Genomic DNA, 26,729 nt, shown 5'->3' on the forward strand with positions numbered 1-26,729 from the left:
GCGCCGTGGCCATGTAGTCGGGGTTGTAGGCGCCGGAGGTGTGACCGGCCGCGCTGAGGGCCATCATGGCAGCCACGACCAAGGAGTCCGGATTCAGCCTCGCGGAATTCTCACTCCACGACGGGTTCGCCGCAGACACCGCCGAGGCTGCGCGCCTCCTCGCCGACGCCGGACTGGGGGGTGGCCTGCTCCCGCGGGCTGGCCCTCGACGCCGACGTCTCCAGCGAGGATCCTGCCGTCGTCGAGCGCGGGGTCGAACTGCTCATGGAGTCCATCCGTATCAGCCACGAGCTGGGGCCGTAGTCCTGACGGGCGCGCTCTACGGGGCGTTCGGAAAGGCATCCGTACCGTTGAGTAGCGCCGGCCGGGCCAACATCGTGGCCAGCCTGAAGGAAGCGTCACAGGCGGCCGCCAGGGTCGGGATGACGCTCGGGCTCGAGGTCTGCAACCGGTACGAGACCAACGTGGTCAACACCGCCACCGAGGCACTGGTGATGGTCGACGACATCGGCGCCTACAACGTGATGGTCCACCTAGACGTCTACCACATGAACATCGAGGAAGAGGACTTCGTCAGGCCGGTCAAGCTCGTCGGGGACCGTTTGGGCTACGTCCACGTAGGTGAGAACCACCGAGGCTATCTTGGCAGCGGCCACGTCGACTTCGCGTCGTTCTTCCGTGCTCTTGCGGATATTGACTACGCGGGCGGCATCACCTTCTAGAGCTTCTCGAGCGCTGTGGTGATGCAGTCGCTGAGCACCGACCTCGCTATCTGGCGCAACACCTGGTCCGACGGCATGGCAGTGGCCAAGCAGGCGAACACCATGCTGCGTGGCTGGATCGAGGCCTCCCGCGTCGGCGTGTGACCTACAGCTACGGCGCTGCGGTCGGCAGCGAATGAGTTGGACGTCGGCAAGAGTTGTCCGGCGTGACGATGTTCCCGACTCGTGTGCGCAGACCGCCGCCTCGGATCGGCGGAGCTTAGGCTGGAGAGCCGACAGTTCGCGTCACGAGCGCAATGCCGGCGCACCGAGCCAGCCTAAACGCCTCGGTCGCCCGAGTCCCTGACTGAACCGAGAGTCGAAACGCCGGAGCGTTGGAGGGTCGTCGTTAGCTGCTCACAGTCCAGACCAGCCCCTCCTCGGCGCCTCGCTTCACCCTCCAGGAGATTTGCCGTCCCGTGGACGGGGAAGCCGTGGTGCGTTTATGAGGAGATTGGCACGTCCGGAAGCGGGGTGAATCCCGAATCTATGTGACCGACACACCTCGACGTAGGGGGACGGTTATCCGCTCGTCTCCGTGGGTCACGTCGGTGTCGCCGTCAAAGTCGGGTACCAGCCTGAACCAGTCCGCCATGTTGTTGGACCAACCAATGTCCGGAGTCAGACTGTCCCGGCTCGGAGGGACGGTCGATGTGCCCCGTGACAAGCAGGGACGTGTCAGGGCGAGGTTGCTGACCTGGTCCTGGGCCGCTCTTGTGCGGTCTACAGTGGTTGGCTGAAGGCCCGAGGGCCCAGACTTGAGGTCCCATAGCTGTGGTGCGACGGCGTGACCGAGTGGCCTTGTCAGGAGAGTCCCTCAGGCCGATTCGCGGCGGATCAGCTCCCAGGGGAAGTCGAACGGGGCGGGCTGCACGTCGGGCTCCTCGATCCGGCTGACTAGGTGCTCCATCGCCGCTGTGTAGTCCGGTTCCAGCACGCCCAAGGTGGTCAACGGCGGATAGGTCATCAGTCCCAGCGGCGCGTTGCCCATTCCGATGATCCGCAGGTCGTCGGGAACCCGGATCCCTCTCTGGGTTGCAGCCCACAGCAGGGTCCCCGCGCTTCTGTCAGACGAGCACAACAAAGCGGGGGAGGGCAGGGCCATGACGCCCTCCAGGAGGGCCGCGGCGGCCGCGTGCGTGGGGTGCGCTCCGTCGAACTGGCGCACGGGTTCGAACCTCACACCGGGCCAGGCGGACTTGGTGTCCTCGGCGGCCCAGCGGAACCTGCTGCTGCCCGACGGATCCGTCCGCCGCACGTCGTCGAGGACGAACTGAAGCGTCTCGACACCCTCACCCCGTAGGAGCTCCAGCGCGCTTCGGATGGCGCCCCGCTCCTCCTGTCGCAGGTAGGACATCCCACGCGGGCCGCCCTCCGCGTGAACCAGCGTTGGCGTCGGCAGTTTCGCGAACTCCGCCTGCAGCTCGACTCCCAGGTCCTGGAAGCCGATGACGACAACCGCGTCGGCCAATCCGTCCCGCAGTAGGACGAGGTGACCCTGGATGTCCTCGTGGGGACCGTGTCGTAGGAGGATGACTTCGAGGTTGTTCCTGCGAGCCACGATCTGGAGTTGGCTGAGGAGTTCCTCCGCCCAAGGAGTGAGGGGAGAGTACGTGACGACGGCGAGCAGACGCGTCCGTTGCGAGCGGAGCGCCCGCCCCGACCAGTGGGGGGCGTAGTTCAGTTCCGCCATCGCTTGGCGGACTCGCTCGACGATCTCGGGGGACGCGCTGGCCCGCCGGTTGGGCCGTCGTCCCCTGACCACGTAACTGACGGTGGAGGAAGAGACTCCGGCGTGTGCGGCGACGTCGGCCTGCGTTGGGCGCCGTTCTCGGGCCATCGGCGAGCAACTCCTTCTCAATGGCCGTCCGCCACCGTTGCAGGATGACCGGGCCAGATTATATCAGCAATGGATCGTTGGCATCCTGCAAGAGCCCTCGAGGAGGCCGGTCCGCGCCGCGGATTTTGGCAACGTACTAGGCAACCAGTCGATGCATTGGGTCACAGACGGCAGGAGGAAGTTCATCTGGTTCTCCGGCTCCGGCATGGAGCAGTTCTTCGACCTGGACGGCGATCCCACGGAATCGCGGAACCTGATCCACCAGCCGGACCGGGCCGAAAAGGTCGCCGGCTGGAGGAACAGGCTCGTGGCGCATCTGGATGGCCGGGAGGAGGGGTTCGTCAGCGACGGCAGACTCGTCGCCGACCGGCCGGTCCAGACCGAGATGTCGTGGGTCCGGGCACTCCTGGGCTGAGGCGTCGGGGCTCAGGCCACAGTCCAGCCGTGCTCCCTCTTGGACGCGAACCTTTCTTCGAGCGATCTGCCTCCCACGGTGGGGGCGGCACCCTGCCCCCAGGACTCCACGCGGATAGGTTGATCAGGCGTGCCGTATCCCCAGAGCACGACGTCGGCGTCGGGGGTGTCGGTGCCGGAGCGGAACCGCAGCACGGCGCCGGTTGCCAGTTCCACGTCCCGGAGCTGCTCCATCGAGGCGATCGGACGTTCAACCGAGCCGTCTCCCGCGTGGCTCACCGATCCGTCGATGTGGACCTCCCGTGCCTTGCCCGGGTCTGATGCCAACTGCTCCCACAGGTGGATCGCCGCAATCGTGTAGCTGCCGCGCGACGATGTCATGCGGACCCGCCAGCGTTGGGCCGTCACGGGCTCGTCGAGTTTGACGATGCGGTGCGCCCCGATGGTGCCCCCCCGTGCCACCTCGCGCCAGCCGTCCCCCTCATCGCACTCCACGATGAACAGGCGCACCGTCTGTCCTGCCCCGAGGATCTCCTCGCTCAGCCCGACGCGGCTGATCTGTCTGGGCTCGCCGAGGTCGAGTTCGATCCAGGGGTGCTCGTCGGCCGTGAAGGAGTGGCCTTTCCTGAGGTTGCCGTTGGTCATCGTCGCGACCACGGAGCCCTCCACGATGGCGTCGCGACCCAACGCGTGGTCCAGCGTGAATGCCTTGCGCCGCTCCGCCGCGAAGCCCTCCACGCTCGCCACCACGTCGGCGGAGAACTGTCCCGAGACGGTTGGGGGCACGTTCAACAGCATCACCGAATTGCGACCGTACGTCTGTTCGTAGTGCCGCAGCAACGTCAGTGGGGCCTTGGGGACGTCGTCGGGGTGCGCGAACCACCCGGCAGTGATGCGCATGTCGGACTCCGTCGGCCACCAGTGCAGCCTGTCAGCGCCGCCCGAGCGGGCGGCGTCGACGAGTTGCTGGTCGGATCCGAGATCCGCGGAGAAGTGACCCTGCTGGACCGGCGAGATGGCCCCCCCGTCGCCGGCGTCGGTGATCGCGACGCTGGCCCATTCGTCCTGGCGTGCCACCCCGCTCTCGTTGCCGACCCAGCGGATGTCGCGCCCTCCGACGGCGATGTTGGCGCCCGGCTGGAGTTGGTGGATCATGTCGTAGAACGCGGCGTAGTCGTAGTGTTCGGTAGCGCCTGTGTTGCCTTGGGCGCCATCGAACCAGACCTCGTGCACAGTGCCGTACTCGGTGAGGATCTCGTAGAGGGTGTTGAGGAAAAGCGCGCCGTAGTCGGTGGCATGGTACTCGAACGTCTGCAACTCCTGACCGGCCCGGTCGTCGTCGGCCGTGAGCGTGGGGATGGTCCGAGGACTGCGCTGCGACCCGTTGCCGAACGTGCCCTGCAACTCCGCGTTGGAGTCGGCGGGGGACAGGTAGAAGCCCACCTTCATGCCGTAACGATGGGCCGCTTCGACGAACAGGCGCGCGATGTCGCCGCCACCGGAGGCCCAGGAGCTCGCCTTTACGGAGTGGTCGGTGTATCGGCTCGGCCACAGGCAGAAGCCGTCATGGTGCTTGAGCGTGATCACTGTGGTGCGGAAGCCCGCGTCGCGCAGCACCCTTACCCAGGCGTCGGGGTCGATGTCGGAGGGGAGGAACCGGCCCGGGTCCTCGGTGCCGTGGCCCCACTCCTGGTCGTAGAACGCGTTGATGCCGAAGTGGATGAAGGCGGTCAGACCCTCCTGTTGCCAGACGGCCTGCTCGGGTGTCGGTCTCAGCAGTGATGCCTTGTGGATGATGGCGGCGGGGGAGTCGCTCGGGCTCACGTTCTGGTAGTTGGCCGGGTGGAGTCCGGCAAGGTCGGCGGCCTCCGTGGCAGTGAGCTCGGTCTCGACGTCGATGACCGGAGTCGTAGGTTGCCAGCGCCACTCGGAGGACGCGACGGCCACGCGTACACCGTGGACCTCGCCGACGAGCCCTGAAGCGCCCTCGAAGTCGCTGCCGAAGCTGAACAGCGCCTGATCCGAAACCGGGCCGAACTCCAGGTACCCCATGTCCCGGCCGTCGAGACGGGCCTCCATCTGCACGGAACCTTCGTCGCTCCGGATGATCCGCACCGACAGCGTGTGGTGGGTATCGACGCCGAACACGTCCTCGCCGCCGGGCCAGCCGTGCCACTCGCCGCGGGCCCAGAGCATCAGGTTCAGGTGATGCACACCCAGCGTCACTCCGGAGCTTGTGATCAGGACCGCAGGGCTGACCGTCGGCTGGTCAAGTGCGAAGCGCAGTTCAACGGTCGAACCCTCGGGCTGCGCAGCGGCAGGCTCAAAAAGCAGACCCCCGTCGCCGGCCAGCCTCACGCCGGACACGGACTGCTCCTCGGCTCCGGTGATGGGGCGCAGCGTGCCCCGCATCACCTCCCCGGCCTGGGTGGTGTATTGCTTGCCCTTCACCAGCGAACCGGCGAACTCCACCTGCAACAGGTCCGGCTGTTCCCGTCTTTCCATCTCGGCTCCTTCGGTTTTGGGGCTTCCTCGGCCTCTTGAAGCGACTATAGTGGGCCGTTGGCGAGACGTCACACCATTTGTGTTAGCGTTAGCACCCTTGGCCGCAGGCCTCGCTGGGACGACCGAAGTTGTGAGTCCCGAAGAACGATCGATGACGGTGGGTCAAGGACCAGCCCCGCCGGGAGAGGAGTCGAGTTGGCCGCCAAGAGCCGAACGGCAAACCGCATCACCGAGACCAGAGGGGACAAGCGCCTCAACATCACGCTTCTGATAGTCCTCGGGGCATTCTCGGTGTCGGTGTTGTACCCGCTGATCTACGTCATGAGCGCGTCCCTGTCGGAGACGTCGGCGGTCACCTCTGGCGAGGTCTGGCTGTTCCCAATCGGATTTTCGACGAACGCGTACACGGCGGTCTTCGAGTCGCCGCTGCTGTTTCGTAGCATCCTGAACTCGTTGTTTTACGCCGGGATGGTGATCGCCATCGGCACGTTCGCGACGATGGCGGGGGGCTACGCGCTGTCGCGGCGCGACCTGCCTGGCAGGAACCTCCTCACGTTCGCGTTCATGATCACCATGCTGTTCAGCGGCGGCATGATTCCCACCTACTTGGTCGTGCGCGATCTCGGGCTGCTCAACACCGTGTGGTCCATGATCCTTCCGGGCGCGGTCAGCGTGTGGCAGTTGATCATCTCGCGTGCGTTCTTCTCCCAGACCATCCCGCATGAGCTCTTGGAGAGCGCCAAGATAGACGGCGCCTCCGACTTCACGTTCTTCTTCAAGGTCGTGTTGCCGCTCTCGGTGCCAGTCCTTGCCGTCAACATGCTGCTCTACGGCGTCACCACCTGGAACGCCTACTTTAACGGCCTGATCTACTTGACCGACGAGGAGTTGTACCCGCTGCAGCTGGCCATGCGAAACATCCTCGTCCAGAACACCTTCGACCCGGCGAAGATGGCGGGCGTGGACCCGACGAAGATCGCCGAGATGCAGGCCATCGCCGGCAAGCTCAAGTACGCGCTGATCGTGATCGCGTCGATCCCGCCGCTGTTGGCATACCCGTTCGTCCAGAAGCACTTCGTCAAGGGCATGATGATCGGCTCGGTGAAGGGATGACCCAGATGTTAAACACCAACGACGGCACCGCATCCACGGACAGCGCGCACAAGGGAGGAGCCGCCTCCGGGAGCACCATCCGGAGCAACAGGCCGGTTCCCCTCCTGAAGCGGATGGCCAGAAGCTGGCAGCTGTACGTCCTGTTGCTGCCGAGCCTGATCTGGCTCGTCCTGTTTGCCTACCTGCCGATGTACGGTCTGCAGATTGCGTTCAAGGAGTTCAACCCCATCCAGGGCATCATCGACAGCCCATGGGTGGGCCTTGCCCAGTTCGCAAGGTTCTTCGAGTCCAACAACTTCGGGCCGCTGTTGTGGAACACCATCTCTCTGGCGCTCTACGAATTGATCGCGGGATTCCCGATCCCGATCCTCCTAGCGCTTGCCTTGAACGCCCTGCGTCAGAAGTACCTCAGCCGTTCCGTGCAGCTGATCACCTATGCCCCGAATTTCCTGTCCGTGGTTGTGGTGGTCGGCATCATCATGATGATACTGGACCCCCAGATCGGCGTGGTGCACCAAGCGCTTGGCGCGCTCGGTTTCGAGGCGCCGCAGTTCCTCACGGATCCGGGCTGGTTCCGCCACATCTACGTCTGGTCCGGCATCTGGCAGACCGCCGGGTTCTCCGCCATCATGTACCTCGCCGCGCTCAGTTCCGTACCCCCCGAGCTCCACGAGGCGGCCAAGGTCGACGGTGCGTCCCTGTTCCGACGCACGCTGCACATCGACCTGCCCTCGATCATGCCCATCGCCGTGATCCTGTTGATCCTCAGTGTCGGCAACATCCTGAACACCGGTTTCGAAAAGGTCCTGCTCCTGCAGAACCCCCTGAACCTGACCGTGTCGCAGGTGATCGACACCTACGTCTACGAGGTGGGCCTCAAGTCACCGATACCCCAGTTCAGCTATGCCACCGCGATCGGGCTGTTCAAGTCGGTTGTCGGCCTCATCCTCTTGTTGGCGGTCAACTTCTTCGCCAACAAGACCACCAAGAGCGGTCTCTTCTGAGTCAGCACACCATTCCAGCTCCCAAGTCCGTATCCCCAATGAAAGGTTCGAAGTCTATGTCCGAGCACATCCTGCCGAAGGCGGCAGTTTCCAGGCGCTCCCTCCTGACGGGCGGGCTTGGCGTCACAGCCATGGTCGGCCTGTCCGCCTGTGGTTCAAGCGGCTCCAACACGCCCACCACCGCGGCGTCCACTGCTGGTGGTTACGTCCCGGGGAGCGCACAACTGAAGGTCGAACTCGGCAAGGAGTTGACCGGTGTCCTCTATCCCGACGGCTACGTCGGGCCCAGGGCCCGCGCTGCCGAGAAGTTCGCTGACGGCCAGACCACATACAGGGTGGTCGCGCGTAGCTTCGTCGGTCAGGACGTCGCCGGGGTCAACGCCTTCTCCAAGCATCTGGAGGAGGCCACCGGCGTCAAGGTGCAGTACGAGATCGTTCCCGCGGGCGACGACGGCGCACCCAAGCTGAACGCCATGATGTCCTCGGGTGACCTTCCTGATGCGTTCATGACGGGTGCCCCGTGGATGGGCGGTTTCACCCGCTCCCAGCTCTGGACCTACGGGCAGCAGGGGATGTTCCTACCCCTGGATGAGCTGATCGACCAGTATGCCCCAGAGTTGGTGAACCTCTTCAGTCAGTTCCCGGAATTGCGCAAGGTCATGACCGCCCCCGACGGGAAGATGTATGCGTTCCCATCGATCAACCAGTGCTTCCACTGCGCTTCGAGCGGGCAGCGCACCTGGATCCACACCCCCTCGGCCGAGGCCGTCGGTGTCACGGGGGAGAGCGTCTCCACTCTTGAGGATTTCGAGGCGTTGCTCAGGGAGTTCAAGACCATGGGCATGATCCCCATGAGCGGTTACATCGATTTCCCCCCGATGTCGCTCATCGAGGCGGCCTACCTCAACGTCGGCGAGGATCGGCTGCGGCGCAAGGACGGCCAGATCTCATACACCCCGATCGAGGAGGCGTGGCGCGAGGCGATGATCACCACGAACCGGCTGGTCAAGGAGGGTTTGCTGGATCGCAACGGCTTCAGCCAGACCAAGGAACAGTTCACGCGGCTGGCGATGGACCCGGCGGGCACCCGGGTGGCCGTCCTGCCCGGTCAGTCCCAAGGCGAGTTCGCCGAGGTCAACTTCAGCGACCCCAACGCCAGGTTCCGCGAGTTCGAGCCGCTGAAGCCCTTCACCGGACCTGATGGCAACGCCTACGTCGCCTGGAGGTACAATCCCGGTCACAACGTCGGTCTCGTCCTGACCAGCAAGACGCGCAACCCAGAGGAACTCATCCGCTGGGCCGACTACCAGACGGGCCTAGTCTCGACGCTCGCCATGCGGCTGGGCACACTCGACGAACACTGGGTATGGGCGGCCGAGGGCGACACGGGCATTGACGACCGCCAGGCTGTCTACAAGAAGACCGCAACCCCAAGCGACGAGAACGACGTCTGGTGGGAGATGGGTCCCTACAACTTGGTGATGGACGTCCGCCATGGGGAGTTGGTCGACGAGGCGACCTCGATCGAGCCCGCCCTCTACCGTGCCGGCAAGATGTACGAGCCCTTCGCCGCACCGGAGGAGGAGTACTTCCTGGAGCCTTTCTTCACTGTCGAGCAGGCCGCCCAGGTGGGCGAGTTGAAGGTGAACCTCGACAACGCGTTCACGCAGGGTCGGGCCAACCTCGCCCTCGGCAACGCAGACCCGGCCAACGACAAGGACTGGGAGAACTACGTGAACTCGCTGAAGGGTGCAGGTCTCGACCGCTATCTCGAGATCCTCAAGGCCGCGGACGACGCCACCAACGGCTGATCCGGCACGCACTCACCCTGCACCCACAGGCGCCACGCGGGCGTCTGTGGGTGCTAACACTTCCAACGCCGACCGCGTCACAAGGAGTCACCGTGTCCACCGCCACCGCCAGGCCCAACCTGCTGTTCGTGATGTCCGACGACCATGCGGCCCACGCGATCAGCGCCTACGGCAGCGCGGTGAACCAGACACCCAACATCGATCGGATTGCCCAGGAGGGTGCGCGTCTCGACAGGCTGTCTGCAACCAACTCAATCTGCACGCCGTCGAGAGCGACCATCCTCACCGGCACCTACAGCCACGTCAACGGCGCCTGCTCCATCTACTCGGAGCTGGACTACCGGGTGCCGCCGTACTCCCAGGTGCTGCGGGCTGCGGGGTACCAGACCGCGATCTTCGGGAAGTGGCACCTGGGCGTCTCGCCGCAGGCCAGACCTCGGGGGTTCGATGACTGGCGCATCTTTCCTGGTCAGGGGGCCTACGTGGACCCCGTCATGTACGGTCCGGACGGCGAGGGTGTTGTCGAGGGCTATGCCACCACCGCCCCTGGGTGCCGCATGAGCGACACCGGGACCTCTACCCCGCCGGCTCGATCCCCGAGCCTCTGACCATGTGGGACGACCACAGCGGTCGTGCAAGCGTTGTGCAAGCGGTTCGGATGACGATCGCCGACGACCTGACCGATGCCGACATCAAGGAGACCGTTCCGGCGGAGTTGTTGGGAGCCGAGAACACACGGGAGCGGGCAGCGTGGAAGTACCAGCGCTACATGCGTGATTACCTGCAGACCGTCCAGGCCGTCGACGACGGGGTCGGCCGACTTCTCGACTGGCTCGATGCTGAAGGCTTGGCCGAGAACACCATCGTGGTCTACACCTCGGACCAAGGCTTCTTCCTCGGAGACCACGGCTGGTTCGACAAGCGCCTGATGTACGAGCAGTCCCTTGGCATGCCGCTGGTCATCAGGTGGCCCGCGGAGATCACCGCCGGAACCCGGTGCCAGGAGATGATCATCAACGTGGACTTCGCGGCCACGTTCCTGGACATGTGTGGGCTGGACCCCGACGTTGCGCTGCCCCACCAGCAGGGCCGGAGCTTCCGTGTCCTCCTTCGGGGAACGGACGTGCCCGACTGGCCATCAGCTGTCTACTACCGCTACTGGGAGCACGATGACCCGGAGCACCACGCCCCAGCGCACTACGGCGTCCGCAGCGAGGACTTCAAGTACATCGTCTACTACAACGACGGACTGGGGACGCCCGGGTCGTCCGAGCGGGTCCTGCCGACCGAGTACGAACTGTTCGACCTCCGCAGGGATCCCGCCGAACTGCACAACGTCGTCGATGACCCGGACTACGCCGCCGTGAGGCTGGAGCTGGAGGCGGAGTTGGGCCGGCTGCAGGACAAGTACGCAGACGAGCCATGCCAGGGACCGCAGACCCCGCGTCTGCACTGGAGCACCTGAGACCGGGCGGGGTCAGGAAGCACGGAGCAACACACAGCGGTAAAGCCGCTTCGAGACGCCAACGGGAGCCTCGACCTCACACTCCACCACCGTCGCCCCGGACTCCAGGGTCACGGCCAGCCAGCCGTCGGCGTCGGGCTCGACGGGGATGCCGTGGACTGCCAACCGCACCGGGTGGCCGTCGACGGGCTTGAACCTGATGCGGATCCGGGCCAGGTCGTCGGGCACCCGGACGACGACGCTGTCCGCGGGCCAGGGAAGCGGTGGCACCGACAGACCTTCCGTTTCGACCGACTCCAGCGCTGCGAGGGGGGCCTGCGGGGGCTCCAGCCGGACGAAGCCCTCGACGATCAGGTCATCGGCCGCCATGGCATGGCAGGTCACCTCCTGGTTCACGCCCTGACCAGTGGCGTTACCGCGGAACTGCACTGCTGTGCAACCGCGAACGATCGCGAGCGGGCCGGAGGGGGTGGGCTCCCCCAGCGGATCAGCCCCGTAGCGGACGATCGTGTTGCCGGTGAAACTGATCCCCGAGACGGATCTGGCGTCCAGGACGGGGATGTCGGCCGACAGGAAGACGTTGTCCCGAATCACGATGCCCGAGTGCGCCGCCTTGGACGGGTCCTCGCCGGCCGCCGTGGGCTCCACGAGGATCTCGGCCTTGGCCCTGGTCGAGGTGGCGGGCCTGACGAAGACGTTGTTCCGGATCACCAGGTCCCGCACCACACTGGACTCGTACCACTGGGAGGCGTCTGCGGAGACGTAGATGGAGGCCATCTCGACGTGCTCGAACCGGTTGTCCTCGATGACCACGGAGCCTCGGGTGGTGACGAGGATGCCCCGGGTGGCGATGGATTGGAAGCGGTTGCGACGCACCGCCACCGCCGGGTTGTAGGTGAGGTTCTCCGCGACGACGCGGCCGGGAATGGCCGCGTCGGGAAGTGGCTCGTCAAAGGTCAGGCTGACGTTCTCCAGATCAACGGAATGGTCCCGCCCTGAGGGGCCGTGCACGTCAATGACGGTGCCAGCCCAGGGCAGGTCCAGCATCGTGTCGCGGTCCACGAGCGCCACTGTGTCGCCGGGGTGGAACAGTGGGAACCCGCTGGTTTCGTGGTGCATGAATCTGAACGTAGCGACGGGACCGTCGACCGCCACCAGCTGGACGTAGGTGTTGTGGATGTTGATGGCGTCGTCGTGAGAGAACCCGAAGTCGTTGTCCTCTATCACGACGGTGCCCTTGTCTCCGGAGATCTGCACCAGGTCCGCGAACCCGACAGTCGTACGCCTGGACCCCGCGGGCGCGCGGAAACGCACCCCCCGCACGGTGACGGAGTCTGTCATCTGTGCGATCATCCCAAATCCGTGGAGGTAGCCGATGTCCATGTCGGCGATGACCGAGTCCTTCGCCTCCCAGAGGAGAGCGCCGGGCGTGTCGCGCATGGTGCGACGGAGCTGGAAGACCGTACCCAACGCGCTCGGGGAGCCGCCCTCGCCGTAGGTGTGGCGCAGCACACCGGGCGCGATCTCGCGCACCGAGACCAGACCGCTGCGCAGCGGGTTGGGCAAGTCCAGCGTGGTGCCGCCGTGGGCCCTCCCCGTTTGCAGGTCGGTGATCTGCATGAAGTCGTAGCCGAGGTCGGGCAGCGGTACGTCCAGGGGTTCTGGGCGGTGGTAGACCCAGTGGGGCTGACCCGAGGAGCTGTCCTCGGACAGCCAGGTGACCTCCGTGCCGCAGATCTGGTAGCGGTACCCCGCGGGCACGAGCAGGTCGTGGTGGTCTGCGCCTGAGTGGATCACTGTCAGGTCGATCGCGCGGGGCGTGACCCAGTCCACTGCGAAGCCCCGGATGGAGGCGCGGCGGGTGCGGATCATAGCGAACAGTGTCTGCTGCCCGTGCATCACCAAGGTGGCGCCTTCGCCGTCGATGGTCACGTCGCACAAGTCCTCCAGGAGGATGGCGATCCGCTTCTCGCGGTGATCTTCGCGGCTGCCGACAGTGTTGGACACGTAGAGCTCCCGCACCGGGGCATGGTCCGGGTGGACGTGGTAGACGCCCGGCGGGACGACCACGCGCTTGGGGCCGGGAACGGAGCGGGCGTGTTCGAGCGCTCGTGCGAGGGCTGGCGTGAGGTCTCCCTGATCCAGCGAGAAATCCGAGACGTCGATGAGTGTCTCATCTGGGTGGCTCGCCTCATCCAAGGGACGGTTCACTTGGGTATCCGTTTCCGAGGGCGTGACTGTTCTGCCGGGGCCACGGCCATCTCCCGGACGCTCGGCTGGTGCGACGTCACCATGCCGTTGACACTCACGTCCACCGGGGTGTCGCTTGCGCCGCGGTCCGCGACGACGTCGAAGTCCACCACCTTGCCGTCGCGCCAGCGGCAGTTGACCTGGTAGCCGCCTCGGGCGCGCAGGCCGGTGAAGGAGCCGGTGGCCCAGGCCTGGGGCAGGGCTGGTAGGAGATCGATGGTCCCGTCGTGGCTCTGGAGCAGCATTTCACTGATCGCCCCGGTGATGCCGTAGTTCCCGTCCAGCTGGAAGGGTGGGTGGTTGGTGAACAGGTTGTCGAGGGTGTTGAAGGTCAACAACCCTCGCAGCATGGTGCGGGCGCGTTCGGCGTCGCCGAGCCTGGCGAACAGGGCGGCGCGCCAAGGCCAGGTCCAGGAGCGGCGGCTGTCTCCGGTGACGGTGGCTGCGGTGAACGGCTCTCCGTCTATCTCGCCGGACCGGGCCTTGAGGGATACCAGCGCGGCGGTGGCGAATTCACGGTCTGCGCGAGTGATCTGCCGGCCGGGGTAGACGGCGAACAGGTGGGAGGTGTGGCGGTGGAAGTTGTGGGGATCGTCGCGGTCGTCCTGCCATTCCTGCAGTTGGCCCCAGCTCCCGATCTTGTTCGGCGCGAGGCGCTGTTGCAGACCGGCGACGATGTCCTGGTAGTGGTGGTCGACGTCGAGGGCCTGGGCGCAGTCGAGATAGTTCTGGAACAGGTCCCAGACGATCTGCTGGTCGTACATTACGCCGTCCTCGCGGGGCCCTTGCTCGGGGGACCAGCCGTCGGGGGAGTAGAGCAGACCGTCCTCATGCTCGACGAGGCGATCCTCCCAGAACTCGCAGATCTCCTTGACCAACGGGTAGATGGTCCCGCGCAGGAGGTCGGCGTCCTGGTTGAAGGCCCAGTGCTCGTAGAGGTGCTGGGCGTACCAAGCGCTGGCGACCGTATTCCATTCCCATGAGTTGCCGCCGAAGATCGACTGGCTGGTGCGAGTGGTCCAGCCGCGGACGTCCTCGCCAAAGGCGTTGCGGGTGGCCACTCGCGACGGCACGGCCACTTCCTTGACGAACTCCACCAACGAGCGGTGACTCTCCGGCAGGTCGGTGGTCTCCGCAGCCCAGTAGTTCATCTGGATGTTGATGTTGGTGTGGTAGTCAGCCCCCCAGATGGGCTCATTGCTGTCGTTCCAGAGCCCCTGCAGGTTCGCGGGGAGGCCATCGGCGCGGGATGCGGAGAACGTGAGATATCGGCCGTAGTCGAACAGCAGCTGCTCGAGCGACGGATCCTCCGCCCCGTCGGCGTAGCGCCGGAGCCGCGCATCGACGGGCATCGCCAGGACTGCGGGATCAGTGGCACCCCAGTCCACCGCCACCCCGTCCATCAGCGACTTCACCCGGTCCACATGGTCAGACCGCAGCCGCTCGTGACCGAGCGACTCGGCCGCCGCGACGGCCACAGCCGGGTCCGGGGCAGCGCCGGTCCGCCAATCGGCGGAAGCGTCCAGCTTGTAGTCAGTGCGAGCGTCCAGCACCAGCGTCACCTGGCTGCAGCCCTCGAACCGCAAGGAGCTGCCATCCCGCGCCAGAGAACCACCGACCGGCAGGACACGCAGCTCGGCCCCGAACCGCAGGTCATTGGCCAGCACCGACGCGAACCGTAGCGCAGCCTCGGACTCGTCGACCTCGACGTCAACGCCCTCCTGAGCCGAGGTGAGGGCGACGGTGCCGGAGAGTCGTTCACCGGTGTAGTGCACGACGACGACGTCGGCGTCCCGGCTGGCGAAAGCCTCCCGGGTCACCGGGCCCGTCACGCCAGAAAAGCTCGTGGTGTGCACCCCCCGCTCCAGGTCCAGGACCCGGCGATAATCCACCACCGGGGTGAGGGTGCGGCTGTCCATGCCGTCAGCAATAAGGAACACCCCCGCGAGCGAAATCGCTTGGCCAGGGGTGAAACTCATCCGGTAGGACGAGTACGCGCGGCCCGCGTCCACGGGGAAGGTGTGGGAATCCCCGCGCCCGGCGAAGCTAGTCCCGGATTGGGTGTCAAGCGTGTCCCAGCTGAGGCCGTCCACAGTCGCTTCAAGGCTCCACCCCATGGGATCGCCGCCGGGGCGAAGCGAGGAGACCACACCGTATGCGGTGACGGCGCCCGGTCTCACCAGATCGGCCTGCCACACCACCGGCTCACCGTTCCCGGTGGCTTCCCAATCAGTCTCGCGGTCGCCGTCGGCGGTGAACTCTATGCCCGCGGAGTGCCCGCTGGGGGAGTGGAGGTAGAGGCGCTCGGGCTCCGATGACCCCAGAATGGGCTCCTCGCCGAACGAGACCACGACGTCCCCGAAGTTGAGATACGAACCGAAGCCGGTGACGCTGAGGTCGTAGCCGCTTTCGGGCTGACCGGCCAGCGCGTTGTCGTAGCCGTTCAGGCCACCCCAGAGGCTCTGCTCGTTGAACTGGATGCGATCGACGAAGGGACCGCCGAACAGCATCGCTCCGAGTCGGCCGTTGCCGATCGGCAGCGCCTGCGTCTCCCAGTCCTGCGCTGGCAGCCGGTACCACAGCGCCCTTCGACACAGGGCCGGCTGTCCTGGGATGATTTGCTGCTCTGGGTGTGCTTCGCGCATCGGGGCGTCCTTCACGGGTTGGGTTCTCAAAGGCTCGGGCGGGGCTCTCCAGTGCTGAACTCGAGTGCCCATTGCGCCATCCTGGGCCGAAGCATGTACTCGGGGCGTACGTCTGGGCCGCAGGAGCGCGACCCGAGGCCCTGCTGCTGCACGTCCAGCCACAGATAAGTGGCCTTGGACGGCGGCAACTCGTGGGGGTGGCGGGCCTCAGCAACCTCAGGGACCGAGTGAGCCCGGAGCGTGAAGCCTGGCCGCTCCCCACCGGCCTTGAACGCGCGCATTTCGAGTCCCAGCTCCGGCAGGCGCAACTCGCGCATCCCACCCCGGTGACCGCTCTCCTGCGGAACCGCATACTGGGTGATGAGGTCCTCGATCGCTGACTCGTAGCGGCCGACGCGGGCTGCGATAGCGGAGTCGGCGTAGTTGTCGGAGGGTCCCGTGCCGAACCAGGCCGCCTGCGTGAGTCCCGCTGGCAGGTCGAACCGCAGTCCGATACGCGCCCAAGTGCCTGGCCAATTCTCGGAGGGGACGGCGGTGGCGCTCATGCGGAGGCCCTCCTCGCCCAGACTCCACGTCAGTTCGACGGTAACAGCCTGACTGATGGCGGCAGGGGCGTAGCGATGGCGCACCGTGAGCAGCCCTGGGCCGGCGGTAACCGAGATGACGCGACGGTGGAGCCTGTCCAGGCCGACTTGGCGCCATTGCTCATCCCATGACGGTGCGGGCTTGCCGCCGTTCGGGTGGGTGGAGGGCTCTGCGTCGACGTAGGAGGGGAAGGCGGACAACGAGTCATTCTCGGTTGGTGCGCGGAACAGTTCCAGATGCGGTCCCGCCATCTGAACCGATCCCAACTGGATCAGGTCGCCCGAGACCGCGTCGAAACGCGCGTCGCCCAACACCCATGCACCCTCGACCAGATCGGGTGTCTCGCCCACGGCGGCGCGCCCGACGGGAGTGGGGTTGTCCTGCAGCAATTGCTGCGTGCTGCTGACGACGTGACCGGCGACCGCCCACGGCTCGTCCCGAGCCGAAACACATTCGAAGGTGCGCCACAGTTCACCTTGGTCCGGACGGGTGAACCCAGGGAGGGGGACGGTGCGTTGTTCCCCGGCAGGGACCGGCGGCACGTCCAGCTTCCCGGAGGCGACCTCCCTGCCGTCGAGCTCATCCCGCCAGCGGAACCGAAGGTCTGCCGTGTCCCCGGCGTGTCGTCTGTTGTCCACCTCCAGCCGCCCGTCCTTCAGGCGGAGCTTGATGGGAGTCACCACGGCCGCGTACTCGGTCAGCATGGGTGTGGGAGTGAAGTCCGAGAGCACCATTCCATCGCAGACGAACGATCCGTCGTGGAGTTCCTCGCCGAAGTCGCCTCCGTAGCCGTAGAACTCCTGACCATCTTGGGTGGAGGTCCGCAATCCGTGATCGCGCCACTCCCACACGAAACCGCCGTGCCATTGCGGGAGCGTGTCGAACAGCTCCTCATAATCGGCGACAGCGCCCGCGCCGTTGCCCATGGCGTGGAGGTACTCACACAGAATCATGGGACGCTCCGCCAGCTTTGCCGTGCGGCCTGGAGTAGCAATATCATTTCGGCCCAAGCCAGCGGACATCGCCCGCAGTTGTTCGAGCGTTGAGTACATGCGCGAGACGATGTCGCTGTAGCGGCCTTCGTAGTCTGACTCGTAATGCACCGGCCGTTCGGGATCGCGTGCTTTCAGCCAAGCAGCCATCGCAGCAAGGTTTTCTCCGCTGCCCGACTCGTTGCCGAGCGACCAGCTCACTATGCAGGGATGGTTCTTGTCCCGCTCGAACTGACGCTCGACCCTGTCGAGATAGGAGTCTCGCCACAGTGGATCGTCCGAGGGGTTGCCCACCCAGTTGTCGTAGACGAAACCATGGGTCTCGAGATCGCCTTCGTTGATGACCCAGAATCCCAGCTCGTCGGCAAGGTCGAAGAACTCGGGGTGAGGGGGGTAGTGGGAGGTGCGGATGGCATTGATGTTGGATCGCTTCATCAAGAGCATCGCTTCGCGGGTCTGCTCGCGGTCGAACACGCGCCCGTGATCCGGGTCATACTCGTGCTTGTTCACCCCCCGGAGTCGGAGCTTGCGGCCGTTCACCCGCCACTCGTGGCCGACGATCTCCACGCGGCGGAACCCGACCCTGAGGTCAAGTGTTTCGACGGCGTTCGTGACCTCTGCCCGGTACAGACGAGGCACGTCGGCGCTCCACGGCTCCACCGGCCCGACGTCGATGGGCCCCACTTCCCGGGAACTGGCGAAAGTCTGCTCCACCCCCAGCTCTTCCAACCGGACCGTGATGGGGAAGGCAGACTCGGTGGCTCGGACTTCAGGCAGGAGGCGACCCCGCCCATCCACGGTGTCATAGTCTGCCCTCAGCCACACATCCTCGATCCCGTGCTCAGGGCGGGAGATGAGGGTGACCGCCCGGAAGATACCGGGGAGCCACCACTGGTCCTGGTTCTCCAGGTAAGTGGCGGCGGACCACTGATGCACCCGCACGTGCAGCACGTTCCTGCCGGGCCGCGCCTCGCTTGTGATGTCCAGCTCCTGCGCCAGCCGACTTCCCCTGACCACACCCACACGGGTCCCGTTCAGGGAGGCGATCGCGACGGACTCGACACCATCGAACCGCAGGTACAACTGATGGTCCAGCATCTCGTCGGAGAGCTCGAAGGTGACGCGGTAGTCGCCGGTGGGGTTGTCGTCCGGGACGTGGGGCGCATCCATCGGGAAGGGATACGACACGTTGGTGTAGATGGGTTGGCCCCATTCGGGGCGGTCCTGCAACACCCAGTGGGCCGGCACCTCGATGTCATCCCAGGCGGAGTCATCAAACTCGACCGCCGCCACAGCTTCTCCCGGCGCCGGTGGCCGCGGGGAGAAGCGGAACCGCCACGTTCCGCTCAGGTCAAGCTGGGGCGCGGTGGTGGCGACCCTCGCGCGCGGAGGAACCCGACGCCCGGACCCTGGACTCAACGAAATGATCTCTGACATTGCCATGACTCTCTTCTCATCAACCCTGAGGGGATCTCATCACCTTGAGTGGACCGGCAGCCAGACGGGTCTGCCAGCCGCGTTGCGGGAACCGTGACCGTACCATCGGGGGAACGGCGCCGAGCAGCGGACCGACCCTCGGCGGCCTTGCTGTGCTGGCTCTGGTGAGCCGCGGCGCCCCGGGTGCCGGCAGCTCACCGAACAGCCGTCTTGCCGAACCCAGCAGCACCGCTTTCGTGACGGTCGCTCCCCTAGTAATTCGCCAGATCGGCGATTTGGGCGGCAGTGAGCGCCGGCCCGTGACCGTCTGGCCGCCGCCGTCTGCCCTCGCCACCGCGCTGCCAGGGGTGTGGACCCTCGAGCGGGCGGTGGTTGACGCCAGCGGCCTCCAGCCGTCGCAGGTGCGCGCGCAGTCGGGGTTCTAGTTCCGATGCCTCCACAGGTCCGCTCCAAGCCACCTCTGCAAGGACGCAGGTCCGGGGGAAGGCCATGTACTCCACCTCGGCGGGCGTGGTCATGAACTCCGTCCACACCTGGCCCTGGATCCCGAGCAGGTTCGGCAGGTGCTCATCGGCCACCCCGGCCACGGGGTCGAAGGAGGCCACGTCCTGCCAGCTGGACGGGGCCGGCTGGGCGAACGGTTCGTCGGGTGAGTCGGACTGGTAGTAGTCGAAGTAGTAGGGGACGTTCGACGCCATCACCACCTGGTGTCCGGCCGCCAGCGCCCGTCGGCCGGGTTCCCGACCGTGCCAAGACATGACGACCGCTTCCGGCATGTCGCCGTGGTCGACGATCTCATCCCAGCCAACAGTAGTGCGGCCACGCTGCGCCAGCCAGTCGCGCAGGTGCTCGGTGAACCAGGGCTGCAGCCCCTCCACCCCGGCAAGACCACGTTCCCGCACCAGGCGGGCAGCGTCGTCGCTGCGCTCCCACTGCGCCGTGGGGCACTCGTCGCCACCGATGTGGATCCAGGGCGAGTCGAAGACGTCCAGCAACTCGGTGAAGACGTCCTCCACCATCGCCATCGTCTCGTCGCTGAGGTGCAGCACCTCCTCGAACACCCCGGGCCCTGTCGGCACCTCGGCGCCCTCGGCGCCCTCACCGAACTCCGGGTATGCCGCCAGCAATGCCCTGGTGTGGCCCGGCACGTCGATCTCCGGAACGATCGTAACCCCGCGCCGCTTCGCGTACGCGTTCAGCGCCCGTAGCTGGTCCTGGGTGTAGAAGCCACCGTGCGGGGTGCCGTCACCGGGGCTGCCGGGGACGAACACCGTCTCGGCCCGGGTGGCACCCACCGTGGTCAACCTCGGGTACTTGCGGACCTCGAACCGCCACCCTTGGTCTTCGTTCAGGTGGAGGTGGAAGCGGTTGAGCTTGTGCATCGCGAGCAGGTCAACGAACCGGTACAGAAAGGGCAGCGGCATGAAGTGCCGGGCCACGTCCAGATGCATCCCCCGCCAACCGAACTTGGGATCATCCACGATCCGCACGTGCGGCACCGCCAATTCCCCACCAGGCAGGGGGGCGAGACCGTGGGCCCAGTCCGGCATCAGTTGCCGCAGGGTCCCAAGTGCCGCGACGAGGCCGTCCCGGTCCGCGGCGTCTACGGTGAGGCCGTCACTGCCGCAAACCAGCGTGTAGCTCGACGGCACACCCTCGGCCTCGCTGAGCCTGAGCAGCGCCCCCTCCTCAGCCGGCACCAGCCACAACCCAGTCCCGCCGGCCAGCAGATCGGCTGCGGTCTCAACCCAGTCGCCGGGGCCCGAGACCGTCAGCCGAGCCGGGAGAACGAGAGCGCCCTCACCGAACTCGACACTGCGTGGTTGCGGGACCAGTAGTGGTCGGGTCAGGGCTGCGTCGTGGTTCGTCGCTGTGGCGTGAGGCACCGATGCTCCTGCGGCTTGTGGGGGCGGCGCAAACGCCGCTGGCTTACGTGTGACCTTACAACCCCGGGGGGCAGTGTCAAGGCGGCGATGAGCCTCGCTGGTGGCGGTGCCACCCCACATGCTCGGGAACTCGCTGGGCGCCTTGGACAGAGGCATTAGGGCCACACTCCGTGGCCGATGATGCCCAGTCGGAATATGGCCCAGATCTCAGCGCCAGCCGACCAGTCAGGATTCGAAGTAGCGCCAGCTGGCGGCGCGCTACAGCGGACCCTGGGCCCCAGACGTGCGGAGTAATCCTCCCACGCCGCGCTGCTGCGCGGCGGCCAGCCTTGCTCCGCGAAACCGGAGTCGGAGTAGCCGCATCATGTTCAGGTCCGCCTCATCCTGGATGGTCTCGCACCAGACCGCCGCTTCAACCCCGATGACACCGTCGAAGTCGACCTCGGGCACTGCATCTGGAAACTCCCAGCTCACGGTGTCCGCGGCGGGCGCGGGTGACTTCGAAGGCTAGCCGAATACCTTGGGGAGGAAGGGGCAAGTGGTGTCCATCCGCGGGTCGAGGTAACCGAACGCCATGGGGCCCTGTGCTGGGGGCAGGTCCGGTGAGCGTAGCTGCGGCACCTCCGCACACCGTGCACATCGCCGTCTCGAGCGCCCCAGCTTGCACTACTTCGGGTCATGCTCGCCTCGCACTTGATGATTGAGGAAGTACGCCACCAGATCCTCCGGAAGCTGCGGGAGATCCCGGGGCGTGGAGCCGTCTCGGATGGACTCGGTCGCCTGGATGGCGGTGGCCGCGGCGTACCAAGCACCCAGGGGGGACGTGTCAGTGGGTCGTCCTGTGCGGACGAACTCAAGGAACTCGGTCATTGTGAGCATGTCGGCGTCGTGGTGGCCGTGGGCATCGCCGCTGATGGGATAGCGGGCGTCACCGTCCGGGTTGTATTGCGAGCGGCGGTTCCACAAGGTGATGTGGCCACCTTCCCCGTCGCCGAAGTTCTCGATGCGGCCCTCGGTGCCAATGACGGTGTAGTTGCGCCAGTAATCCGGTGTGTAGTGGCACTGCTGATACGACACGTACGCGCCGGAGGCCATCTTGGCGGAGAACATGGAGAGGTCCTCGACGTCGACCACGGGGTTGAGCCCCTTCTGCGTCAGCGGCGGCCAGTTGTCCACGTTGTACCATTCCCACATCAGCTTGCCGCTGCGGTCCTGTCGATCCGTGATGTCGCCGTAGACGGTCAACCCACCCATCCCCACGACGCGGGTGGCGTGCGAATCCGCCAGCCAGTTCATCACGTCGATGTCGTGCGCTGCCTTCTGCAGCAGCAGCCCGTTGCTATAGCGACGGTCCGCATGCCAGTCCTTGAAGTAGTAGTCGCCGCCTTCGCCCACGAAGTGCCGGCACCAGATGGCCTTGACCGCGCCGATCTCCCCACGTCGGATGATGTCACGCATGGTGCGCACGACGCTCATGTGCCTCATGTTGTGGCCGACGTAGAGACGGGTGCCCGTGTCGTAGGCCGTCTGTAAGATGCGCGTGGCGCCGTCGAGTTCAATGGCCATCGGCTTTTCCAGATACACGGGGATCCCTGCGTCGAGAAGTCGGCACGTGATCTCGGCGTGGGTGTCATCTGGGGAGGTCACCACGGCCGCATCCAAGCCGACGGCGATGAAGGCGTCGAGGTTGTCGGTGATCACAACGCCCGCAGGGTCGATACGAGTCCAGTCGCGCAGGCGGGCCTCGGTCTCGGGACGCGGGTCACATGCCGCGACCACCTGCGCATCGTTGTGCGGCAGTTCAGCGTGGGCGAGGATGGTGGAGCGGGCGCCCACACCCACCACGCCGACCCTGAGTGTTGCAGGGGAGGGCGCTGCGTCTTCGGCAACCGTGCCGACGCCGGTGGGCTCTGTGGTCATGATTGGTTCGATCTCCTTCGGGTTCGCTGGGTGGAACGACCCTGATGCCGATCAGCCTAGTTTGGGCTCGTGCCAAATGCGAATGTCCAGAGAGACTCACATGTGGTTCTTGGGTAGCAGCTGACTCTTCGGTGGCTGAATGATGCCGCGCACCTCCCGCGGGGGGGGGGGGGGCACGACGTCGCAGCCCAGACGAGCCGATCAGCTGGGCCGACGCGCGGATCGCTGCGGATCCTTCAACTCCGCATACTGGGAGCGGACTCGGACGAGCTCTGGGGAACTATCTGGCCAACGGTCGAGTCCGACGCTTACAGGCGATCTCAGCGTTCGTCGGACCCGGTCAACCTCGCCAGTTCCTGCAAAGCAGCAGCATGGCCCCGCAGGTAATGACCCGGGTCCCGGGGGTATTCGGTCAGGGACACCGAGTCGAGCCCCACCAGAGCGGCAACGGCTCCTCGACCCTGCTCCTCAGTGGCCGGGGCCGCGGTGCGGCCCTCGTGGGGTGGGAAGAATCCGGTCTGGTCACGAGGGCCTGGGGAGGGGAGAGTAGTGGGTGTGGATGGTGGTCGACCTCGTCGCTGGTTCGTGCCTGTGAGCCAGAACCTCAGTCTGGGGTGTGGGACTGCCACGGGACCCGTGGATTGTTGCTGCGAGCACGCAAGTCAGACTCCTTCGTCTACTTGAATCCCACCCACTGTCCATCCCCCCGTTGACCGGAAAGGAGTGGGGAAGATGGAAGTGCTGCACCCGCGCTGCGCCGGGCTGGACCTGTCGAAACGCGACGCGAAAGTGTGTGTACGGATCGTGCCCGAGGGCAAGGTCCGTGCCATCGAGACGGTCACCACGTGGCCGTCGATGACCGGCGGGATCCTCGCCTTGCGCGATCATCTGATCGCCGCCGGGGTGACCTGTGTGGTGATGGAAGCCACCGGCGTCTACTGGAAGCCGTTCTACTACCTGTTGGAGGATGCGCCGTTCGAGGTGATGCTGGTCAACGCCCGCGACGCGAAGAACCTGCCCGGCCGCAAGACCGATGTCTCTGATGCCGCCTGGCTGGCACAACTGGCCGCCCACGGCCTGCTTCGGGCCTCGTTCGTGCCCCCGCCACCGATCCGTGTCCTGCGCGATCTGACCCGCACCCGCACCGTCCTCGCCCGCGACCGGGCCCGCGAAGCGCAACGGTTGGAGAAGGTACTGGAGGATGCCGGGATCAAGCTCGCGGCTGTGGCCTCCGATATCACCGGTGTCTCCAGCCGACGGATCCTGGCCGCGATGGTCGACGGGCAACGTGACCCGGCCGTGCTCGCGGACCTGTCAGTGCGTGGCCTACGGGAGAAGATCCCAGCCCTGACCAAGGCCCTCCTGCCAGGCCGCTTCACCGAGCACCACGCCTTCCTCGTCGAGTTGCACTGCACCATGATCGACCACCACGACGCGGCCATCGCGGCCCTGACCCGCCGGATCGAGGACGCGATGATCCCGTTTCGCGCGACCCGGGAGCTGATCTGCTCAATCCCCGGGATCGGTGTCACAACAGCCGATGTCATCATCGCCGAGACCGGCGCCGACATGACCGTGTTCCCCACCCCGGGACGGTTGGCCTCCTGGGCCGGGGTCTGTCCCGGACACCGTGAGTCCGCCGGCCGCGCCAAGCCCGCCAAGGCCCGACCCGGTGACCGATGGCTCAAAGGCGCCCTCGGTGCTTCGGCAATGTCGATCGCCAGCCACTCCGGCACGTTCCTCCACGTCAAATACCAGCGCCTAGCCAGAAGCCGAGGCCGTTCCAAGGCCATCGTCGCGATCGAACACACCCTCCTCAACGTGGTCTGGGCGATGCTGACCAACGGCACCTACTACCTCGACCCCGGCCCCGATTACTACACCCGACGCAACCCCGACCGCGCCAGGAACCACGCCCTCCGACAGCTCAACAACCTCGGCTACCACGTCACCCTCCAACCCACCGGAGCCGCCTGACACGCTCACCCAGAGTTATCTTCAAGTCAGCCAGCGCGGTGAAGAGGCGAAGATCATCCATCGCTTCCCTGAACACACGAAACCGGATGGATTCCCAGGGCAGACCCCCTTCACCCGGGTAGACGATCGACGCGTCACCAGCTTGGAATCCCCCGCCTGCGGTGGGATCGGTGAATGGATTGAGGGGGCGCCTGGAGAGCTGGGTGTTCCAGAAGTTGAAACCCCAGTGGAGGAAGCCCACGGCCTCGTGCTTGAACAATTGCCAACCAAGCACCCGGTTTCGGTACGAGGGCATCCCGATGAACCGATTTGCCACGTCGACCGACTGCACAGTGCAGTAGTAGAGCCACGGATTCTCCAGCCCTCGGTGCAGGAACTCAGCGACGTGGTCGGTAGCCACGATCGGTGGGTCCACCAGCCCCGAGGACCACAGCTGCGGATCGGACAGGGCGTCTGTGACCAGGCAGCCAGCAAGCAGGGGCTCGACGGACTCCTTGAGGGCTCGGTAGCGCTTCGCGTGTTCCGCGGTGGGTTCATCGGTCAGGTGCCAGAACACCGGGCCATCCCAGTGGTCGTCCAGAACGTGCCGCACCGCGGGGATGTAGGCCGCGAGGAATCTCTGGTACTCGTCACCCAAGGAGTCGGTGTGCCAGCCGAACAGTGCGCGTCCTGAAACGTCGTTGATCGTCGGGGCGTGCAGCCCGCCCCACTGTGTGAACAGGTGCGCCATCTCAATCTCCCGCACCCCAACGCGGTTGCACATCTCGAGCCATTTCAGGAGCCGGGCCATGTCGAACTCGTAGTACGAACCTTCGCGGCGGATTCCGACCAGACCGACGTCGAGACGTCGCGTCCCGACTGCCGTGTCCAGCGGCGGCGTGTGAACGCGTCCGGTTCCAGCCTGGTGCAGATGATCGGACAGGGCCCCGGCAACTACCTCGAGATCCAACGCGCCGCCGGCTTCGACGAGGCCGGCGACTACGACATCTCCGTCCACTACGCCAACGCTGAGGTCTCCGGCCAACACGACTACAACCCGCAGGTGGTGGACCGGCTGCTGCAGGTGCACGAGGCGGGTCAGGAGGTGGGGCGCGCCCACTTCCGCTACACGTACTCGTGGAACAGCTTCTTCGAGCGCGCCATCCAGGTGAGTCTGACAACCGGCGACAGCCCCCTGAGATTGCTGAACACCGACGGGTGGGCCCCGAACATCGACAAGCTCACCATCGCGCCCCTGTCCACCGGGACGCCCACCAGCACCCTGATCGACGAGCCGGGTCCCGACCCGTCCGAGGAGCCGTCCGAGGAGCCGTCGGCGGAGCCCACCGAGGCACCGTCCGAGGAACCGTCGCAGCAGCCGAGCACAACCCCCTCGGAGCAGCCCAGCTCGCGTCCGTCCTGGCCCCACTCGGCCCCGGGCGGCATCTACGAGACGCCCGGCTTCCACCAGTCCGGTGGCAGGTGGTGGTACACCGAGTGCGAGCCATACTCGCAGACCCTGCGATGCCGCACCGACATCTGGTCCACCCAGACCAGACTGGTCGGCGGGGCGTTCGCCTCCGAGACCGGCTGGCACTTCAACAACCTCACCTACCTGCCGTTCATGAAGCGGGCCCAATGGGCGGGCAACCCGCTCGGCCGAACCGGCGAGTGGACCACGCAGGGTCGTCGATGGAGAACAGAGTGTGACACAGCCACCAGCGGGCGCAACGGTTGCCGCAGCTACGTCTGGACCAACTACGTGGCAGCGGTGAAGACACCGACGGGGGCGTGGGACTACCGTCCCGTCGCCGGCTGGGTCTTCAACAACATCGTGAAGTTCTCGGACTGACCACGGCGCTGGGGCGGGTCCGGTCTGGCGGACCCGCCTCTGTCTCTATCACCCGGAGGGCGAGGCCGATGCGGTGTCTGCTTCTGCTGGCCCCATGAAAGGGCTCAGGCAGTACGCCTTCTGACTCAGGCACGTGTGGACGGGGCCCGAGAGTGGGCAGTTCCGCCAAGAGCTGACGCAGTGCTGTATGGGTCTCGTGGATCGGTGAGGTCTGAGGGACGGATGTCTGGAGCTGGTGGTGGGAGACCGGCGTGATGGTCGGTTACGACCTGAAGGAGTTCACGCCGACGGCC

18 protein-coding genes and 1 pseudogene are annotated in these 26,729 nt (G+C 65.9%); 10 read left to right on the forward strand and 9 right to left on the reverse strand.

What is annotated here, in order from left to right; all coding sequences use genetic code 11:
- Positions 1-110 precede the first annotated feature (110 nt).
- Positions 111-266, reverse strand: coding sequence for a hypothetical protein (locus tag ACZK39_RS08065; protein ID WP_463613083.1), 156 nt, complete (start codon positions 264-266; stop codon positions 111-113).
- Between the two features lie 39 nt (positions 267-305).
- Here ACZK39_RS08065 and ACZK39_RS08070 point away from each other — a divergent pair, with 39 nt between their 5' ends.
- A complete protein-coding gene (locus tag ACZK39_RS08070; protein ID WP_463613080.1) occupies positions 306-722 on the forward strand; it encodes a TIM barrel protein in 417 nt (138 codons plus the stop codon).
- A 21-nt stretch (positions 723-743) separates the two neighbouring features.
- Positions 744-866, forward strand: coding sequence for a hypothetical protein (locus ACZK39_RS08075; RefSeq protein ID WP_463613021.1), 123 nt, complete (start codon positions 744-746; stop codon positions 864-866).
- 712 nt (positions 867-1,578) lie between these two features.
- On the opposite strand, the gene ACZK39_RS08080 is transcribed toward ACZK39_RS08075, so the two are convergent.
- Complete coding sequence (locus tag ACZK39_RS08080) at positions 1,579-2,601, reverse strand: LacI family DNA-binding transcriptional regulator (protein WP_463613022.1); 1,023 nt, start codon at positions 2,599-2,601, stop codon at positions 1,579-1,581.
- Positions 2,602-2,752: 151 nt separating this feature from the next.
- Between ACZK39_RS08080 and ACZK39_RS08085 the strand changes: the two genes are divergently transcribed.
- Positions 2,753-3,016 (forward strand): hypothetical protein, encoded by a 264-nt coding sequence (locus tag ACZK39_RS08085; RefSeq protein WP_463613023.1) that lies wholly within the window; start codon positions 2,753-2,755, stop codon positions 3,014-3,016.
- An 11-nt stretch (positions 3,017-3,027) separates the two neighbouring features.
- On the opposite strand, the gene ACZK39_RS08090 is transcribed toward ACZK39_RS08085, so the two are convergent.
- Positions 3,028-5,520, reverse strand: coding sequence for an alpha-L-fucosidase (locus ACZK39_RS08090; protein WP_463613024.1), 2,493 nt, complete (start codon positions 5,518-5,520; stop codon positions 3,028-3,030).
- 195 nt (positions 5,521-5,715) lie between these two features.
- On the opposite strand from ACZK39_RS08090, the gene ACZK39_RS08095 reads away from it, so the two are divergent.
- The 5 genes from ACZK39_RS08095 to ACZK39_RS08115 all read left to right on the forward strand — a co-directional run bounded on the left by ACZK39_RS08095 (position 5,716) and on the right by ACZK39_RS08115 (position 10,913).
- Positions 5,716-6,633 (forward strand): carbohydrate ABC transporter permease, encoded by a 918-nt coding sequence (locus tag ACZK39_RS08095; RefSeq protein WP_463613025.1) that lies wholly within the window; start codon positions 5,716-5,718, stop codon positions 6,631-6,633.
- Positions 6,630-7,637: an ABC transporter permease gene (locus tag ACZK39_RS08100; RefSeq protein ID WP_463613026.1), complete on the forward strand. Its 1,008-nt coding sequence runs from the start codon at positions 6,630-6,632 to the stop codon at positions 7,635-7,637. The genes ACZK39_RS08095 and ACZK39_RS08100 overlap by 4 nt, the downstream gene beginning before the upstream one ends.
- A gap of 56 nt (positions 7,638-7,693) precedes the next feature.
- The gene (locus ACZK39_RS08105) at positions 7,694-9,448 is read left to right on the forward strand and encodes an extracellular solute-binding protein (protein WP_463613027.1); all 1,755 of its coding nucleotides are present in this window, start codon (positions 7,694-7,696) and stop codon (positions 9,446-9,448) included.
- A gap of 92 nt (positions 9,449-9,540) precedes the next feature.
- Positions 9,541-10,056, forward strand: a complete 516-nt coding sequence (locus ACZK39_RS08110) for a sulfatase-like hydrolase/transferase (RefSeq protein WP_463613028.1) — start codon at positions 9,541-9,543, stop codon at positions 10,054-10,056.
- 50 nt (positions 10,057-10,106) lie between these two features.
- Positions 10,107-10,913, forward strand: a complete 807-nt coding sequence (locus tag ACZK39_RS08115) for a sulfatase/phosphatase domain-containing protein (protein WP_463613029.1) — start codon at positions 10,107-10,109, stop codon at positions 10,911-10,913.
- Between the two features lie 12 nt (positions 10,914-10,925).
- Here ACZK39_RS08115 and ACZK39_RS08120 read toward each other — a convergent pair whose 3' ends face one another.
- The 5 genes and pseudogenes from ACZK39_RS08120 to ACZK39_RS08140 all read right to left on the reverse strand — a co-directional run.
- Positions 10,926-13,124: a right-handed parallel beta-helix repeat-containing protein gene (locus tag ACZK39_RS08120; RefSeq protein ID WP_463613030.1), complete on the reverse strand. Its 2,199-nt coding sequence runs from the start codon at positions 13,122-13,124 to the stop codon at positions 10,926-10,928.
- Positions 13,121-15,808: a glycosyl hydrolase family 95 catalytic domain-containing protein gene (locus ACZK39_RS08125; protein ID WP_463613031.1), complete on the reverse strand. Its 2,688-nt coding sequence runs from the start codon at positions 15,806-15,808 to the stop codon at positions 13,121-13,123. The genes ACZK39_RS08120 and ACZK39_RS08125 overlap by 4 nt, the downstream gene beginning before the upstream one ends.
- 26 nt (positions 15,809-15,834) lie before the next feature.
- Positions 15,835-18,822: a glycoside hydrolase family 2 TIM barrel-domain containing protein gene (locus ACZK39_RS08130; RefSeq protein WP_463613032.1), complete on the reverse strand. Its 2,988-nt coding sequence runs from the start codon at positions 18,820-18,822 to the stop codon at positions 15,835-15,837.
- A 251-nt stretch (positions 18,823-19,073) separates the two neighbouring features.
- Entirely contained in the window at positions 19,074-20,708 is a 1,635-nt protein-coding gene (locus ACZK39_RS08135; protein ID WP_463613033.1) for a beta-N-acetylhexosaminidase, read from the reverse strand.
- Between the two features lie 666 nt (positions 20,709-21,374).
- A pseudogene (locus tag ACZK39_RS08140) lies at positions 21,375-22,565 on the reverse strand (Gfo/Idh/MocA family protein); the annotation flags it as partial.
- A 795-nt stretch (positions 22,566-23,360) separates the two neighbouring features.
- Here ACZK39_RS08140 and ACZK39_RS08145 point away from each other — a divergent pair.
- Positions 23,361-24,605 carry an IS110 family RNA-guided transposase gene (locus ACZK39_RS08145; protein ID WP_463613034.1) on the forward strand — a complete coding sequence of 415 codons (1,245 nt, stop codon included), beginning with the start codon at positions 23,361-23,363 and terminating at the stop codon, positions 24,603-24,605.
- Here ACZK39_RS08145 and ACZK39_RS08150 read toward each other — a convergent pair.
- A complete protein-coding gene (locus tag ACZK39_RS08150) occupies positions 24,577-25,632 on the reverse strand; it encodes a DUF4091 domain-containing protein (protein ID WP_463613035.1) in 1,056 nt (351 codons plus the stop codon). The two genes, ACZK39_RS08145 and ACZK39_RS08150, sit on opposite strands and share 29 nt — an antisense overlap.
- Here ACZK39_RS08150 and ACZK39_RS08155 point away from each other — a divergent pair.
- Positions 25,516-26,436: a carbohydrate-binding protein gene (locus ACZK39_RS08155; RefSeq protein ID WP_463613036.1), complete on the forward strand. Its 921-nt coding sequence runs from the start codon at positions 25,516-25,518 to the stop codon at positions 26,434-26,436. The two genes, ACZK39_RS08150 and ACZK39_RS08155, sit on opposite strands and share 117 nt — an antisense overlap.
- Positions 26,437-26,729 lie beyond the last annotated feature (293 nt).

Source organism: Tessaracoccus luoxuelianae (assembly GCF_055326245.1).